Consider the following 15,457-nt stretch of genomic DNA (forward strand, 5'->3'; position numbering starts at 1 on the left):
CGGGGCGGCGGCGCCGATATCAGGTACAACACACCGGAGTGCGGGCGCATTCCTGATCGGGGTGTGCTCCAGCTCTCATTCAATTGAACACCCGTGCCGCGGAGAGACTACGATCGGAACTGGCCATATGACGGCTTGAAGACACCTGGCTTGCGTCTCAAACCGGCAGCGGCCCAGGTTCCCTGGCAGGGCGCCAAACATGCAGTTCCTGCCGAAAAATCACAGAGAATTGAGGACTGTCCTCGTGGTCAAGAATACTGAAGTGAAACTTAGTGCAATCGCAGGGGATCTGAAGAAATCCCCCAGCGATGCCCTCGTGATCGGCGTGGGGCAGGGTACAGACGGTCCCGTGCTGCTCGATAACCCGCTGACGGCTGCGGCGGCTGAGGCATTGTCGGAATCACTGGGTGTTCTTGGCATCACCGGAGCAGCCGACCAGGCGCACCGCCTGCCGGGCCTGCCGGAGGCAGGGGCCACCATCCTGCTGCTCGCCGGCGTCGGCAAACTGTCCGCGAAGCAGCCGCTCTCCGAGGAAGCGCTGCGCCGCGCCGCCGGCTCAGCCGTCCGCCAACTGGCCGGCGTCAGTACCGTCACCCTGGCATTTCCGACGGCGACGCTGGCCGATGTCGCGGCCGTCGCCGAGGGCGCCGCAATGGGCGCCTACTCCTACACGGAGTTCCGGTCCTCCCAGGACGGGCTCAAGGATCCGGTGAAGAACGTCGTGATCCGCACCGACTTCGCGAAGGACCTGGCCCTGGCGCCGGTTCTGGACCGTGCGGCCCTGATCGGCAAGGCCGTGAACGCGACCCGCACCCTCGTGAACCAGCCACCGAGCCATCTCTACCCCGAGTCCTTCGCCGACGCCGCCAAGGAGCTCTCCAAGGGCCTGCCCGTCAAGGTCACCGTCTGGGACGAAAAGCGACTGGAGAAAGAGGGCTTCGGCGGCATCCTCGGCGTCGGCAAGGGATCCACCCGCCAGCCGCGCCTCGTGAAGGTCGAATACGCCCCGGCCAAGGCCACCGCCACTATCGCCCTCGTCGGGAAGGGCATCACCTTTGACACCGGCGGCATCTCCATCAAGCCGGCCCTGGGCATGGGTGACATGAAGAGCGACATGGCCGGCGCCGCCGTCGTCCTTAACACTGTGCTGGCCCTCGCCGGCCTCCGCCTTCCGGTCAAGGCGACGGCCTGGCTCTGCATTGCCGAAAACATGCCCTCCGGCGCCGCCCAGCGTCCGGCCGACGTCCTGACCATGTTCGGCGGCAAGACCGTGGAGGTTTTGAACACCGACGCCGAGGGCCGCCTGGTCATGGCCGACGGCATCGTGGCCGCGAGCCAGGAATTCCCGGACGCGATCATCGACGTCGCCACCCTGACCGGCGCGCAGCTGGTCGCGCTGGGCGACCGCACCGCCGGCGTCATGGGATCGGACTCCGTCACCGGCCCGATCAAGGCCGCCGCCGACCGCGCCGGCGAGCTGGTCTGGCCGATGCCGCTGCCGGAGGAGCTGCGGGCCAGCCTCGACTCCCAGGTCGCCGACATCGCCAACATCGGTGAACGCCACGGCGGCATGATGACCGCGGCCGTGTTCCTGCGCGAATTCGTGGGCAAGGGCAAGGACGGCGGGCAGATCCCGTGGGCCCACATCGACATTGCCGGCCCCTCGTTCAACAACGGAAGCCCCTACGGCTACACCCATAAGCAGGGGACGGGCTGCACCGTGCGCACCCTGGTCGCGTATGTGGAGGACATCCTCGCCAACGCCGTCTAGCAGTCACGCGGCCATGTGGCCGGGGGGCTGACGCCCTGGCCACATAGCCGCGTGACTCTGGACACAAGCGCTCCACAAACGCCACGGCAGGGTGGAGCATGGATAACTGGTTCGCTAAGGTGAACCTCGGTAATCCGACAATGAAGTAGTCACAAATGAAAGGGAGCACGCCGCCGGTATGATCCGGCAGGTAAGCTCCAAGACCAGATGATGCGTACTCTCGTGTCATCGTTCACGCGAGGGAGCGTTTTAGTGGCCGATCAGGCAACTGCGCAAGAATTCGACATCCTGGTACTCGGCGGCGGCAGCGGCGGCTACGCAACTGCCCTGCGTGCCGTACAGCTCGGCCTTACCGTCGGCCTCATCGAAAAGGCAAAGCTCGGGGGCACCTGCCTGCACAACGGCTGTATCCCCACCAAGGCCCTGCTGCACTCCGCAGAGCTGGCGGACCACGCCCGCGACTCGGCTAAGTACGGCGTCAACGTGACCCTCGACAGCATCGACATCAACGCTGTCAACGCCTACAAGGACGGCATCATTGCCGGCAAGTTCAAGGGCCTCCAGGGTCTGATCAAGAGCAAAAAGGGCATCACCGTCATCGAGGGCGAAGGCAAGCTCCAGGGCGCCGACACCATCGTAGTCAACGGCACCGCGTACAAGGGCAAGAACATCGTCCTCGCCACGGGGTCCTACTCCCGCTCGCTGCCCGGCCTGGAAATCGGCGGCAAGGTCATCACCTCCGACGAAGCCCTGACCATGGACTACATCCCCAAGAGTGCGATCGTCCTGGGCGGCGGCGTGATCGGCGTCGAGTTCGCTTCCGTCTGGAAGTCCTTCGGCGTCGACGTCACCATCATCGAAGGCCTGCCCTCACTGGTCCCGAACGAGGATCCGTCGATCGTGAAGAACCTCGAGCGTGCCTTTAAGAAGCGCGGCATCAAGTTCTCCACCGGCATCTTCTTCCAGGGTGTCGAGCAGAACGATAACGGAGTGAAGGTCACCCTCGTAGACGGCAAGACCTTCGAGGCCGACCTGCTGCTCGTGGCCGTTGGCCGCGGCCCCGTCACGGCCAACCTTGGCTACGAAGAAGCCGGGTTGACCATTGACCGCGGCTTCGTCATCACCAACGAGCGCCTGCACACCGGCGTCGGCAACGTCTACGCCGTCGGCGACATCGTCCCGGGCGTCCAGCTGGCCCACCGCGGCTACCAGCAGGGCATCTTCGTCGCCGAGGAAATCGCCGGCCTGAAGCCCGTCGTCGTCGAAGACGTCAACATCCCCAAGGTCACCTACTGCGAGCCTGAAATCGCCACAGTGGGCTACACGGAGCCGGCCGCCAAGGCCAAGTTCGGTGACGACCAGGTCGAGACCCAGGAATACAACCTGGCCGGAAACGGCAAGAGCTCCATCCTGGGCACCAGCGGTATCGTCAAGCTGGTCCGCCAGAAGAACGGCCCCGTAGTCGGCGTCCACATGATCGGCTCCCGCATGGGTGAGCAGATCGGTGAAGCACAGCTGATCGTGAACTGGGAAGCCTACCCCGAGGACGTTGCCGCACTGGTCCACGCCCACCCGACCCAGAACGAATCCCTGGGCGAGGCGCATCTGGCACTGGCAGGCAAGCCGCTCCACGGCTGATCAGCCCCGCCCTCATCACAGTAAGACAACAGGGCTTAGTGCACCCGGCATGAAATGCAGGGTGCACTAAGCTCGAACAAGGCAGCAATCATCCGCACTAAGATCAATAAGGAGAACGGGGACGATATGTCTGAATCCGTTAACTTGCCCGCCCTCGGTGAGAGTGTCACCGAAGGAACCGTCACCCGCTGGCTCAAGCAGGTAGGTGACCGGGTAGAGGTGGACGAGCCGCTGCTCGAAGTTTCCACCGACAAAGTAGACACCGAGATCCCCTCTCCGATCGCCGGCGTGATCGAGGAAATCCTCGTCGCCGAAGACGAGACCGCTGAAGTCGGCGCCCCGCTGGTCCGCATCGGCTCGGGTGCAGCTTCCCCCGCCGCAGCACCGGCCGCAGCAGCACCGGCAGCTGCCGAAGCCCCCGCCGCAGCACCGGCCCCCGCCGCAGCACCGGCCCCCGCCCCGGCCCCCGCCGCAGCACCGGCCCCCGCCCCGGTTGCTGCCCCGGCCGGCGAAGGCCACGAGGTCACCCTCCCCGCGCTGGGTGAGAGCGTCACCGAAGGCACCGTCACGCGTTGGCTGAAGAGCATCGGCGACACCGTCGAGGTTGACGAGCCGCTCCTGGAGGTTTCCACCGACAAGGTTGACACCGAGATCCCGTCCCCGTTCGCCGGCACCCTGCAGGAAATCCGCGTCAACGAGGATGAAACCGCCGAGGTCGGCGCCGTCCTGGCCGTCATCGGTTCCGGTGCCGCTGCCCCGGCCCCGGTCGAGGCACCGGTCGAGGCCCCGAAGCAGGAAGCCCCCGCAGCACCCGCCGCGGCCCCGGTCGAGGCACCGGCCCCCGTCGAGGCACCGAAGCAGGAAGCCCCCGCAGCAGCTGCCGCACCGGCTGCCCCCGCTGCTCCTGTGCAGCAGGCCGCTCCGGCCGCACCGCAGGCTGCTGCCGCCCCGGCAGAATCGGGCTACGTCACTCCCCTGGTCCGCAAGCTGGCCAACCAGCAGGGCGTGGACATCGCCTCGCTGACCGGCACCGGCGTCGGCGGCCGCATCCGCAAGCAGGATGTGCTCGCCGCAGCCGAGGCCAAGGCCGCACCGGCTCCCGCCGCCGCTGCACCGGCTGCCCGCGCCGCCGCGCCCGTCCCGGCTGCAGCTTCTTCGCTGCGCGGTACCGTGCAGAAGGCGCCGCGCATCCGCCAGGTCATCGCCCGCCGCATGCGTGAGTCGCTGGACGTTTCCGCCCAGTTGACCCAGGTGCATGAGGTCGACATGACGCGCATCGCCAAGTTGCGTACCGCCGCCAAGGATAACTTCCTCGCCACCAACGGCGTGAAGCTGACGTTCCTGCCGTTCATCGCCAAGGCTGTGGCCGAGGCCCTGAAGCAGCACCCGAAGCTGAACGCCGAGTACAACGAGGAAGCCCAGGAGATCACCTACCACAACGCCGAGCACCTGGCGATTGCGGTGGACACGGAAAAGGGCCTCCTGGTTCCCGTCATCTCCAACGCCGGCGACCTGAACTTGGCCGGCATGGCCGGGAAGATCGCCGATGTTGCCTCGCGCACCCGCCAGGGCAAGATCGGCCCGGACGAGCTGTCCGGCGGCACTTTCTCCATCACCAACATCGGCAGTGTCGGGGCGCTCTTCGACACCCCGGTCATCAACCAGCCGAACGTGGCCATCCTGGGCACCGGTGCGATCGTCAAGCGGCCCGTCGTGGTCACCGATGAGAACGGCGATGACTCGCTGGCCATCCGCTCGATGATGTACCTCTCCCTGACGTACGATCACCGACTGGTTGACGGCGCCGACGCGGGACGCTTCCTGCTGACGCTGCGGGCACGCCTCGAAGAGGGCGCGTTCGAAGCCGACCTGGGCCTCTAGGAGCTCCAGCCCGCCTGAAATCAGGTGAGCACAGGGCACCTTCCCGCAAGGGAGGGTGCCCTGCGGCGTTTACCGACAGTTTGTCGCTAAGCTGGAGCCATGGACATTCTCAAATACATTCTGGTCTTCCTGCACATCCTGGGTGCCGCCGCGATCGTCGGTGGCTGGTTCGCCACCTTCAAGAAGCCCACCATCCTGCCGGTGCAGCTGTACGGAGCGATCGCCCAGTTGGTCACAGGACTGGCCCTGGTCGGGATCGCTGGCGCCACCCATGATCCGCTGAACAACGGCAAGATCGCGGTCAAACTCCTGATCGCCATCGTGGTGCTGGTCGCCGCAATCATCGGGTATCGCAAGGCCACTTCCGGTGCGGGCGTCCCCACGGGCCTGGCACACGCCGTCGGCGGGATGGCGCTGATCAACATCGGCGTCGCCACCCTCTGGCAGTAGGCCCACCGGATTGTCAACGACGGCGGCGCATCCCCCGCGGGGTGCGCCGCCGTCGTCGTCGTGGCGCCAGGGCAGGCGGCACAATCATCTGAGAGCGGATACCGGTGCGCCGGCCGCGCCGAATCCCTAGGATGGGACACGGCATGATCCGGCGGACCGCCGGATCTGTGGGATTTCTACGAATATGAGGAGTGGACATGGCAGCAACACGCACCGCACACACTGTCTGGAACGGCGACCTGATGACGGGCGCAGGCAACACAACGCTGGACAGCTCCGGACTGGGTAACTTCGATGTCACCTGGAAGGCACGCGCGGAAGCTTCCGAGGGCAAGACCAGCCCGGAAGAGCTCATCGCCGCCGCGCACTCGGCCTGTTTCTCGATGGCTTTCAGCCTCGCCCTCGCCCAGGCCGGCCACACGCCCGAGGAAATCAACACCAAGGCCGACGTCACCTTCGTGCCCGGCACCGGCATCACGGACAGCCACCTGACGGTCAGCGCGCGGGTCCCGGGGATCACCGAAGACGAATTCCAGCGTATCGCCGGGGAAGCCAAGGTCGGCTGCCCTGTCTCGGCCGCGCTGACCGGCATCAAGATCACACTGGACGCCACACTGGCCTCCTAGCATCTGACGCGCCAAAGGCGAAGGCCCCCGTTCCCTGCCAGGGAACGGGGGCCTTCGCGTCAGGCGGGGTGCGCCCGGCGGGCGCCGCCTGCCCTCATCTACTCGTTGCCGGGCCGGCGGGCCGGCAGCGGGGCCGGCCGCAGCCGGCGGTAGCCCTCGCGCAGCGGCGGGCGGTCCGTGGGCAGTTCCTGAATCATTTCCTTGAGCGCGCCGATGCCGTATTCGAGCTGCGGGTCCGTGCCGGCGGCGTAGGCGTGCGGCGGGAACGTCACCTCGATATCCGGAACGACGCCGAAGTTCTCGACACCCCAGCCCACGCCGCCGGAGAACCAGGTCGCGTAGCGGGGCTGCGTCACGCCGGTGCCGTCGGCCAGGGCGAAGCGGTTGTCGATACCGACGACGCCGCCCCAGGTCCGGGTGCCGATGACCGGGCCGATTCCGCGCAGCTTGGAGACCTGCGTGATGATGTCCCCGTCGGACCCGGCGAACTCGTCGGTGAGGATGATGACGGGGCCGCGCGGTGCGTGGTGCGGGTAGGTCCGGGGCTTCTCGCCGCGCGGCATGCTCCAGCCGGTGACCTTGCGTCCGATGAGTTCCGCCACGAGCTGGGACGTGTGGCCTCCGCGGTTGCGGCGGACATCGACGATCAGTCCATCCAGTGCCGTCTCGGTATCGAGATCGCGGTGCAGTTGTGCCCAGCCGTTGGCCATCATGTCGGGAATGTGGAGGTAGCCGAAGGTACCCTGCGAGGCTTCCCTCACGGTGCGGCGGTTGCCTGCAACCCACTCCTGGTACCGCAGCCGCTCCTCGTCCCGGACCGGAATCACGGCCACGCGGCGCTGCTTGCCGGCCTGGTCCCCGTGTCCGGGACCGTTGCGGAGGGTCAGTTCGACGGCGCGTCCGGCCGCGCCGACGAGTTCCATTGCCGGGGTCCGGGATTCGCTGAGTTCCACGCCGTCGATCGCGAGCAGCACGTCGCCGGGCTTGGCGTCCGCGCCCGGGCGCGTCAGCGGGGAGGTCGCAAGAGGGTCCGAGGACTCCCCCGCCAGGATCCGGGTGATTTCCCAGCCCTCGCCCGTGAACGCAAGGTCCGCACCGAGGCGTCCCTGCCCGTTGCTGCCGTTCTCGGCGACCGCTGCCGGGCGGACGTAGGCGTGGGAAGTGCCGAGTTCGCCGTGGAGTTCCCAGAGCAGGTCCACGAGGTCGTCGTGCGAACCGAGCCGGTCCACGATCGGCCGGTAGCGGGCGTGGACCGAGTCCCAATCCTGGCCGGCCATGTCTTCAGTCCAAAAGAAGTCGCGCTGCAACCGCCAGGCCTCGTCGAATGCCTGGCCCCACACACTGGGGGGATCCAGCTGGACCCGGATCCGGTTCAGGTCCACGGTGACCAACTGGCCCGACTCCTCGTCCGCTTTGGCGGCAGCGGGCGAGACGCGGATCTGCTTGTCCTGGACGAACACAACCGTCCCGCCGTCGCCGGAGAGGCGGTAGCGCTCCAACGCCTCCACTACCGTGCTCGTGCGGCGTTTGGCAAGGTCGAACCGGACCAGGCTGGGTGCGGCGTTCTTCTCGTCCTGGCTGGCGCGGCCCTCACCGGTCACGCCGGCGAGTTCGCTGTCCAGCCAGAGCAACGCTCCGGGGGCGGCGGACAGATCCGAGTAATTGCCCTGCCGGACGGGAACACTGATGACGCGGTGGGCCAGGCCCTCCGCATCGACGCGGACAGCGGGAACGTGGCCCTGCGCGGATCCTTCGGCGGCGTCGGCACCTGCCTCGGCCTCGTCGGCGCCTTCCGGCAGGGCGACCGTCGGGCCGAACGGGGACGGGGTGTCGGCGGCGAGGGCGACCAGATAGGGCTTGATCGGGCTCGGGAAGGACAGGTCGAAGGAGTGGCCGTCGTAAACCGGGTCAAAGCTGCGGTTGGACAGGAAGGCGAGGTACTTGCCGTCGGGAGTGAACGACGGCGATTCGTCCCGGAACCGGCCGTCTGTGACGTCGATGATCGTACGCTTCCGGTCTCCGTCCCGGCCGTCCTTGCCGGTGCTGTCCTTGCCGGCAGCGGCCGTCCCGGCGCCGTCGACCTTGGCGATCCGGAGCCGGCTGCGGGAACCGAAGGAGGTGACCGGCTCGGACCAGCCCAGCCAGGCCGAATCCGGGGACCAGCTGAAGCCCTCGATCGTGCCCTCTCCGATGCTGCTCAGCAGCGACAGGGTGCCGGTCCGGGTGTCGGCGAGGTAGATGTCGCCGAAGGAGGTCCCCACGGCGAGCCAGCGGCCGTCCGGGCTCGCCTCGATGGCACTGGCCCGGGTCTGCTTCGGGAAGGCGATCCTGATGCACTCCTGCGTCTCCTGCGCGGGAGTGGCGCCGGCTGCCGGAGTGTTGTCGTCGGCATCGTCGTGGTCCGGGCCCACGGCTTCGGCGGCGGCCGTCACGGGAGCGGCCGGGCCGGCCAGGGCCGCGGCCGGGACGGGCTTGGGCAGGGGTATTCCGGCCTCGGAATCCTCCCGCGGCTTCGGCTGTCCGGACGGGGCCGGGGACGCTGCCGGGGCAGCAGTGTGCCCGCCCGGCGGCCCGGCGATGGCCTTGAGGTAGAGGGCTTCGACGCCGTCGTGGTCGGCAACGTAGGCGATCCGGCCGTTGCCGAACGGCCGCGGCAGCCGGGCGCGGACTCCGGGCGTGGCTTCGAGGACGCGGGACGGGCCGTCCTTGTGCCGCAGCCAGTGCAGGGTGCCATGGGCTTCGACGGCGCTGGAGCCGCCGGCACGGCCCGGGACGACGTCGCCGAGGTGCCGGGAGGGCTTCAGCGGGGCTGGGCGGCGGGACTGGGAGGCGGATCCGAGCGAGATTTCGATTTTGACGGCGTCAGAGCCGAGGTCCGGCAGGATCCAGAGTTCCCCGGCCGATTCGAAGACGATGCGCTTGCCGTCGGTGGCGGCGTGCCGCACGTAGAAATCCTCGTGATCCGTGTGGCGTCGCAGGCCGGTGCCATTGGGCAGCACCGAGTACAGGTTGCCGTAGCCCTCGTGGTCGGACAGGAACGCGATCCGGCCTTCAACCCACATGGGATCCGCGAGGTTGCCGTCGAGTTCGGGGGCCAGCCGTTCAAATTCACCGTTGCCGTCGCCGTCGATCCACAACTTGCCGCCGCCGCCGCCGCGGTAGCGCTTCCACCAGGCGGGCTCGCGGGCGAGCACGCTGGCGAGGACCACGGGGCGTTCGTCGCCGACAACCGGGCCGAAGGCCACGGATTCGACCGGGCCGAACGGGAGTGCCTGCGCCCAGCCGCCGGTGACGGGCAGGCTGTAGGCATGTGTGTGGCGGCTGTCGGACTGGCGGAACGCGCTGGTGACCACGACGTCGCCGCCGGGGGTGAAGCCCCTGACCCGGGTGGAACTGTGGCCGAAGTAGCTGAGCTGGCGGTACCCGCCGCCGTCGACATCTGCGGTGACCACTTCCGGCGCCGTTCCCTGCACCACTGTCCATACGAGGCGCTTTCCGTCCGGTGTGAAGCGTGGGTTGCGGGCGGGCAGCTGCAGCGAGGAGATGCGCCAGGCCCGTCCTCCGGCCAGGGGGGCAATCCAGACATCGTCCTCGGCCACGAAGGTGACCAGATCGCCGTGCAGATGCGGGAAGCGGAAGTAACTCGAAGAGGTCATCAGTCGATCATAGTCAAGACCGGCCCTGCCGCCCGGGAGGTTTCCACGCCGTGCCGGGCATGGTGAGATGGATCATGCGAATCATTGTGGCCGGCGCCTCCGGTCTGATCGGTACAGCCCTTTGCCGGACCCTGCGCGGCGGCGGTCACGACATCGCCACGCTGGTCAGGCGTCCCCCCGCAACGCCGTCCGAGTTCCGCTGGGACCCGGCCGCGGGCCGCATCGATGACGATGCGCTCAAGGGCGCGGACGCGGTCATCAACCTTTCCGGGGCGGGGATCGGCGACCGGCCCTGGACGCGCGCCCGGATCGATGAGCTGCGCTCCTCCCGGCTTGGGCCGACGCGGACCCTGACGGCCGCGATGGACCGGTTGGATTCCCCGCCGGCGGTCTTCCTGAGCCAGTCGGCGTCGGGGTACTACGGGGATGCCGGACCCGTGGTGTTGCGGGAAGATGCGCCTGCCGGGACAAGCGTCCTCGCCAGGATCTGCGTCGACTGGGAGGCGGCGGCGCAGGGGGCACCTGCCGGTGTCCGCGTCGTCACGCCCCGCACCGGGGTCGTCCTGAGCCGGTCGGGCGGCGCGTTGGGGCGGCTCATGCCGCTGCTGCGCCTGGGCGTCGGGGGCCCGTTCGGCAACGGGCGGCAGTTCTGGCCGTGGATCACGCTGCCCGATGTTGCGGGGGCTTTCGCCTTCCTGCTCACGGCCCCGCTGTCCGGGGCGGTGAACGTGTGCGCCCCGGAAAGCGCGGATGTGAACTCGCTGATCTCGCAGCTGGCACGGGCCCTCCACCGTCCGGCGCTGCTGCGGGTCCCCGCCCCGATACTCCGACTGGTGATGGGCAAACTCGCCCAGGAACTGTTGCTCGCGAGCCAGCGGATGGATCCTGCAGCACTGAGCGCAGCAGGCTTTCAATGGCAGCACCCGTCCCTCGAGCAGGCGGCGGCGTGGGTGGCTGCACGGGACTCCTGAGCACGGCCTGGGGCTTAGCCGCCCCCGGCTGCCCCGGGAAGGATGTCCTGGATCCGCCAGAGGCCCTCTACGGGCACCAGCACCAGCCGCATCCGCTGTTCGCTGCCGGCTGCCGCCTCGGCCACCACCGCCCCGGCGGCGTCACGTTCCTGGTAGGCGGAGGAGACTGCGCTGATGGCCACGACCGCCCGGGCCGGGGTGCTCTCCGGGGAGGCCTCCAGCCGCGTCAGGGCGGTCGAGAAGTCAGCCAGGACATGCCCGGATTCCGACAGCCTGGAACGGATCACACCGTCTGCCGCCGCGGCGGAAGAGCCCGGGACGTTGACCTGCTCGAGCAGCCCGAAGTCCCCGGAGCCGAACGCGAGGGCGCGGAGCCGGGCGAGACCGCGGACTGCCTCCACCGGATCAGAAGAATCAAGCAAGGCACGCAGGTCGGGACGTACCGCGGCCGCCTCCCGGTCCGGCGCACCTTCTGACGGCGGACGGTCCGCCGTCAGGTTCTCCGCCGTCGTGCGTCCTTCGGTGGCACCTCCTGCCGAGGCGGCCGGCCCGACGTCCGGAAACGACAGCGGGACGCGCCCTCCGGCGAACAACCAGGCCCCCGTAACGGCCCCACCGGCCGCCAGTAACAGGGCCAGGCCTACGGACACCGCCCGCAGGCGGCGACGGCGCGCGGGGACCCGGCGATACGGGCCGCCGGTGCTTCCGCCGGAGTGCCTTGCCGCCGGGCGCACACCGGTGCGCCCCGCTGCGGGCCCACGGCGCGGCACGGGCGCGGCGGGCACCGCGGGCGCCGGGGGCCGGCGGACCCCGATTCTTTGCAGCCAGCCGCGCAGCGCCTCGGCCCTGCGCTCCCCGGGGCTGCCGGGCAGCGCCCGGCGGGTCAGCAGTTGCGGGATGACCGTGGGATGGACGGAGACGGACAGGTCCACCGGCGCCGCCACGGCGCTCCGGTAGATCGCCGCCGCGAACTCCGCAGCCCCGGGACGCTGCCTCCGGTCCTCATTCAGTCCGGCTTCCAGTGCCGCGACCAGCGCGTCGGGCACTCCCGGCACAAGAAGGGGCAGCGGCGGCCGATCGGAGCCGTGCCCGGGGGCCTGGCCGGTGAGGCAGTACCAGCCCAGGGCCGCCAGCGAGTAGATGTCACGCTCCGGCTGCAGTCCGGCGCGGACGGCGTCCACCGGCGCGGGGTCGTGGAAGCCTTCGGTGCCGGCCTCGGCCACTCCACCGGCGTCGGCCACCATCCGTGCCACGCCCAGATCGGCCAGCAGCGGTTTGCCATGGGCGGTGAACAGCACATTCCCCGGTGAGACATCGCCGTGGGTGAACCCGTGGCCGTGGAGATAGGCCAGCGCCTGGGCGACGGGAGTCAGCACGGTCACCGTCTCTCCCGCACCGAGCCTGGAGCGGCCCGCCAGGAGTTCCCCCAGCGATCCCCCGGCCGCGTAGTCCAGCACCAGCCCGAGCCCGTCACGGGCGTCGGCGCCAACCGGACGCAGCCGCACGACAGCGTGCGCCTTGACCAGGTGCTCGTGGTCCAGGGCCGAGAGAATCCGGACTTCCCGCCGGATCCCTTCTTCCAGGCCCGGGCCCGCCGGCGAAGCATCGTCGCCCGGCGTAAAGCACTTCAGGGCGAACTCGCGGCCGCTGGATTGTTCGGTCACCAGCCAGACGACGGCGTTGCCACCGCGCCCCAGCAGGCGCCCGAGGTCGTAGCCGGGAACCTCGGGCGCTGCACGGAATGCCTGCTCGGAATCTTCCATGTCCAAGGAATAGCCGATCCTGCACATTCCCGCAGAAGTTATCCACAGGGCGTCCGCCACCACCACCGGGGGTGAGACCTTAGGCACAACGGCGGGAACGGTGCCGGGCGGGGACTAAGATTGATGCCATGACTCTTGAGTTCTCACAGCTGGGTCTTGCCCCGGAATTCGTTGAATACACGCGCGGCTGGGAAATCCAGCGCGAACTTCACGAGAAAGTCCTCGCCGGAACTGCGCCCAGCACCGTACTGTTGCTGGAACATTCCGCCGTCTATACGGCCGGTAAACGCACCGAAGACCACGAACGGCCATTTGATGGAACCCCCGTCGTCGCCGTGGACCGCGGCGGCAAACTCACCTGGCACGGACCCGGACAACTGGTGGGCTACCCCATCATCAAGCTGAAGAATCCGGCCGGGATCCGCGACTACGTGGAACGCCTCGAGGCCGTCATCATCGCCGTCCTCGCCGATTACGGGATCGGTGGCGTGCGCATCAAGGGACGCGCCGGGGTCTGGATCGACGAAGATGACAAGGGGCCGGCGCGCAAGATCGCGGCCATCGGCATCCGCGTCCACGAAGGCGTCACGATGCACGGCTTTGCCATCAACTGCAATAACGATCTCGCCCCCTATGCCCAGATCATTGCCTGCGGCATCACCGACGCCGGAGTCACGACCATCGCCCACGAGGTCGGCCGGGACGTTGTCCCGGCCGACCTCGTGTCGCGGATTACCGAAGAACTGCGCAACCATGAAGAAGCCTTGGTTGCGAGCTACGAAGGAGCTCTACTGTGACATTGGCACCAGAAGGCCGGAAGCTGCTGCGCGTTGAACAGCGTAACTCGGCTGTACCCGTGGAGCGGAAGCCGGAGTGGATCAAGGCCAAGGTCCAGATGGGCCCCGAGTTCGTCCAGCTCAAGAACCTGGTGAAGAAGGAAGGCCTGCACACGGTGTGTGAGGAGGCCGGCTGCCCCAACATCTTCGAATGCTGGGAAGACAAGGAGGCGACGTTCCTGATCGGCGGCTCCGAGTGCACCCGGCGCTGCGACTTCTGCCAGATCGATACCGGCAAGCCCTCCCCGGTGGACGTGTTCGAGCCCACCAAGGTGGCCCGCTCGGTCCAGGCCATGGCGCTGCGCTACGCCACCGTCACGGGCGTGGCGCGCGATGACCTCGCCGACGAGGGCGTCTGGCTGTACGCCGAGACGGTCCGCAAGATCCACGAACTGAACCCGGGCACCGGCGTGGAACTCCTGATTCCGGACTTCTCCGGCAAGCCCGAACACATTCAGGCGATCTGCGACTCGGCGCCGGAGGTGTTCGCCCACAACGTGGAGACCGTGCCGCGGATCTTCAAGCGCATCCGCCCGGCGTTCCGCTACGACCGTTCCCTGGACGTCATCACCCAGGGCCGGGCCCTGGGCATGGTGACCAAGTCCAACCTGATCCTGGGCATGGGCGAAACCCGCGAGGAGATCTCGGCGGCCCTGCAGGACCTGCACGACGCCGGCTGCGACCTGATCACGATCACCCAGTACCTGCGCCCGTCCGAGCGGCACCTGCCGGTGGACCGTTGGGTCAAGCCGCAGGAGTTCGTGGACCTGCAGCAGGAAGCCGACGAGATCGGCTTCCTCGGCGTTATGTCCGGCCCGCTGGTGCGTTCCTCGTACCGCGCCGGCCGGCTCTGGGCCACCGCGATGCGCAAGAAGGGCCGGGAAATCCCCGCCCACCTCGCCCACATCGAGTCCTCCGGCAGCACCCGCCAGGAAGCCAGCTCCCTGATCGCGGCGCACGCCTGACACCACTCGTCAACGGTTGAGGCAGAGGGCCGGCACCGGAGGAATCCGGGTCCGGCCCTTTGTCGTCGATCACGTAGAATTAAGGCACTATGGCGAATTCCCCTGATTCCAGCAACTCCACTCCGGCTTCTGATGCTTCGAAGCGCGGCCTTTTTTCCCGCAAGCCCAAGGAAGCGAAGGTCAAGAAGCCGAGCCGGCTGAAGCAGATCATCGAGGTCTTCCAGATGACCCGCCGGCACGACCCCATGGTGCCGTGGCTTATGCTGCTGGCCTTCCTCGGTGTCGTGGCCGTCAGCTTTGTGGTCGGGTTCCTGCTGGAGAACTGGGTCACCGGCCTGATCATCGGTATCGCGCTGGGCCTCCTGGCGGCGACCCTGATCCTTTCCCGCCGGGCGGAGCGTGCGGCCTTCGCCCAGATTGAAAACCAGCCCGGCGCTTCAGGCGCCGCCCTGGGCACGCTCAAGAAGGGCTGGATCACCGAAGACCAGCCCGTTTCCGTGAACCCGCGCACCCAGGACGCCGTTTTCCGCGCCATCGGCCGTCCTGGCGTCGTGCTTGTCAGTGAAGGCCCCAGCACCCGGGTCAAGCCGCTGGTCGACGCCGAACGAAAGCGCCTCGCGCGTATCCTTCCCAACGTCACCATCCACGTGATTGAAAGCGGCCGCGGCGAAGGCCAGGTCCCCATCAGCGAGCTCGCCAGGAAGATGAACAAGCTGGACAACGAACTGACCAAGCTCGAGGTCAGCGCCGTGTCCAAGCGCATTTCTTCGCTCGGAACACGGCTGCCCATCCCCAAGGGCATCGATCCCTACAAGGCCCGTCCCACCCGCGGACGCTAGGCCCGACGCCAGCCCAGCACAAACGCCCCGGTTCCCGGCCATCACGCCGGCAGCCGGGGCG

At 68.2% G+C, this 15,457-nt stretch carries 11 protein-coding genes; 9 read left to right on the forward strand and 2 right to left on the reverse strand.

Going from position 1 to position 15,457, the window contains the following annotated elements; genetic code table 11:
- Positions 1–244 precede the first annotated feature (244 nt).
- The 5 genes from E5206_RS15385 (at position 245) to E5206_RS15405 (ending at position 6,366) form a co-directional block, all read left to right on the forward strand.
- Positions 245–1,771 (forward strand): leucyl aminopeptidase, encoded by a 1,527-nt coding sequence (locus tag E5206_RS15385; RefSeq protein ID WP_136323244.1) that lies wholly within the window; start codon positions 245–247, stop codon positions 1,769–1,771.
- A 252-nt stretch (positions 1,772–2,023) separates the two neighbouring features.
- The gene (gene lpdA, locus E5206_RS15390) at positions 2,024–3,409 is read left to right on the forward strand and encodes a dihydrolipoyl dehydrogenase (RefSeq protein WP_136323245.1); all 1,386 of its coding nucleotides are present in this window, start codon (positions 2,024–2,026) and stop codon (positions 3,407–3,409) included.
- Between the two features lie 126 nt (positions 3,410–3,535).
- Complete coding sequence (gene sucB, locus E5206_RS15395) at positions 3,536–5,290, forward strand: 2-oxoglutarate dehydrogenase, E2 component, dihydrolipoamide succinyltransferase (protein ID WP_136323246.1); 1,755 nt, start codon at positions 3,536–3,538, stop codon at positions 5,288–5,290.
- 99 nt (positions 5,291–5,389) lie between these two features.
- The gene (locus E5206_RS15400) at positions 5,390–5,740 is read left to right on the forward strand and encodes a hypothetical protein (protein WP_136323247.1); all 351 of its coding nucleotides are present in this window, start codon (positions 5,390–5,392) and stop codon (positions 5,738–5,740) included.
- Between the two features lie 197 nt (positions 5,741–5,937).
- Positions 5,938–6,366, forward strand: coding sequence for an OsmC family protein (locus tag E5206_RS15405; protein ID WP_136323248.1), 429 nt, complete (start codon positions 5,938–5,940; stop codon positions 6,364–6,366).
- Between the two features lie 98 nt (positions 6,367–6,464).
- Here the strand turns inward: E5206_RS15405 and E5206_RS15410 are convergent, their stop codons facing one another.
- A complete protein-coding gene (locus E5206_RS15410; RefSeq protein ID WP_136323249.1) occupies positions 6,465–10,022 on the reverse strand; it encodes a S41 family peptidase in 3,558 nt (1,185 codons plus the stop codon).
- A gap of 74 nt (positions 10,023–10,096) precedes the next feature.
- Between E5206_RS15410 and E5206_RS15415 the strand changes: the two genes are divergently transcribed.
- Positions 10,097–10,993: a TIGR01777 family oxidoreductase gene (locus E5206_RS15415; RefSeq protein WP_136323250.1), complete on the forward strand. Its 897-nt coding sequence runs from the start codon at positions 10,097–10,099 to the stop codon at positions 10,991–10,993.
- Between the two features lie 14 nt (positions 10,994–11,007).
- On the opposite strand, the gene E5206_RS15420 is transcribed toward E5206_RS15415, so the two are convergent.
- Positions 11,008–12,756: a serine/threonine-protein kinase gene (locus E5206_RS15420; RefSeq protein WP_136323251.1), complete on the reverse strand. Its 1,749-nt coding sequence runs from the start codon at positions 12,754–12,756 to the stop codon at positions 11,008–11,010.
- Positions 12,757–12,884: 128 nt separating this feature from the next.
- Between E5206_RS15420 and lipB the strand changes: the two genes are divergently transcribed.
- The 3 genes from lipB to E5206_RS15435 all read left to right on the forward strand — a co-directional run bounded on the left by lipB (position 12,885) and on the right by E5206_RS15435 (position 15,396).
- Entirely contained in the window at positions 12,885–13,553 is a 669-nt protein-coding gene (lipB, locus tag E5206_RS15425) for a lipoyl(octanoyl) transferase LipB (RefSeq protein WP_136323252.1), read from the forward strand.
- The gene (gene lipA, locus E5206_RS15430; RefSeq protein ID WP_136323253.1) at positions 13,550–14,557 is read left to right on the forward strand and encodes a lipoyl synthase; all 1,008 of its coding nucleotides are present in this window, start codon (positions 13,550–13,552) and stop codon (positions 14,555–14,557) included. The genes lipB and lipA overlap by 4 nt, the downstream gene beginning before the upstream one ends.
- An 89-nt stretch (positions 14,558–14,646) precedes the next feature.
- A complete protein-coding gene (locus E5206_RS15435) occupies positions 14,647–15,396 on the forward strand; it encodes a DUF4191 domain-containing protein (RefSeq protein WP_136323254.1) in 750 nt (249 codons plus the stop codon).
- Positions 15,397–15,457 lie beyond the last annotated feature (61 nt).

The sequence above is a fragment of the Arthrobacter sp. PAMC25564 genome (assembly GCF_004798705.1).
In the GTDB taxonomy this organism is placed as follows: Bacteria; Actinomycetota; Actinomycetes; order Actinomycetales; family Micrococcaceae; genus Arthrobacter.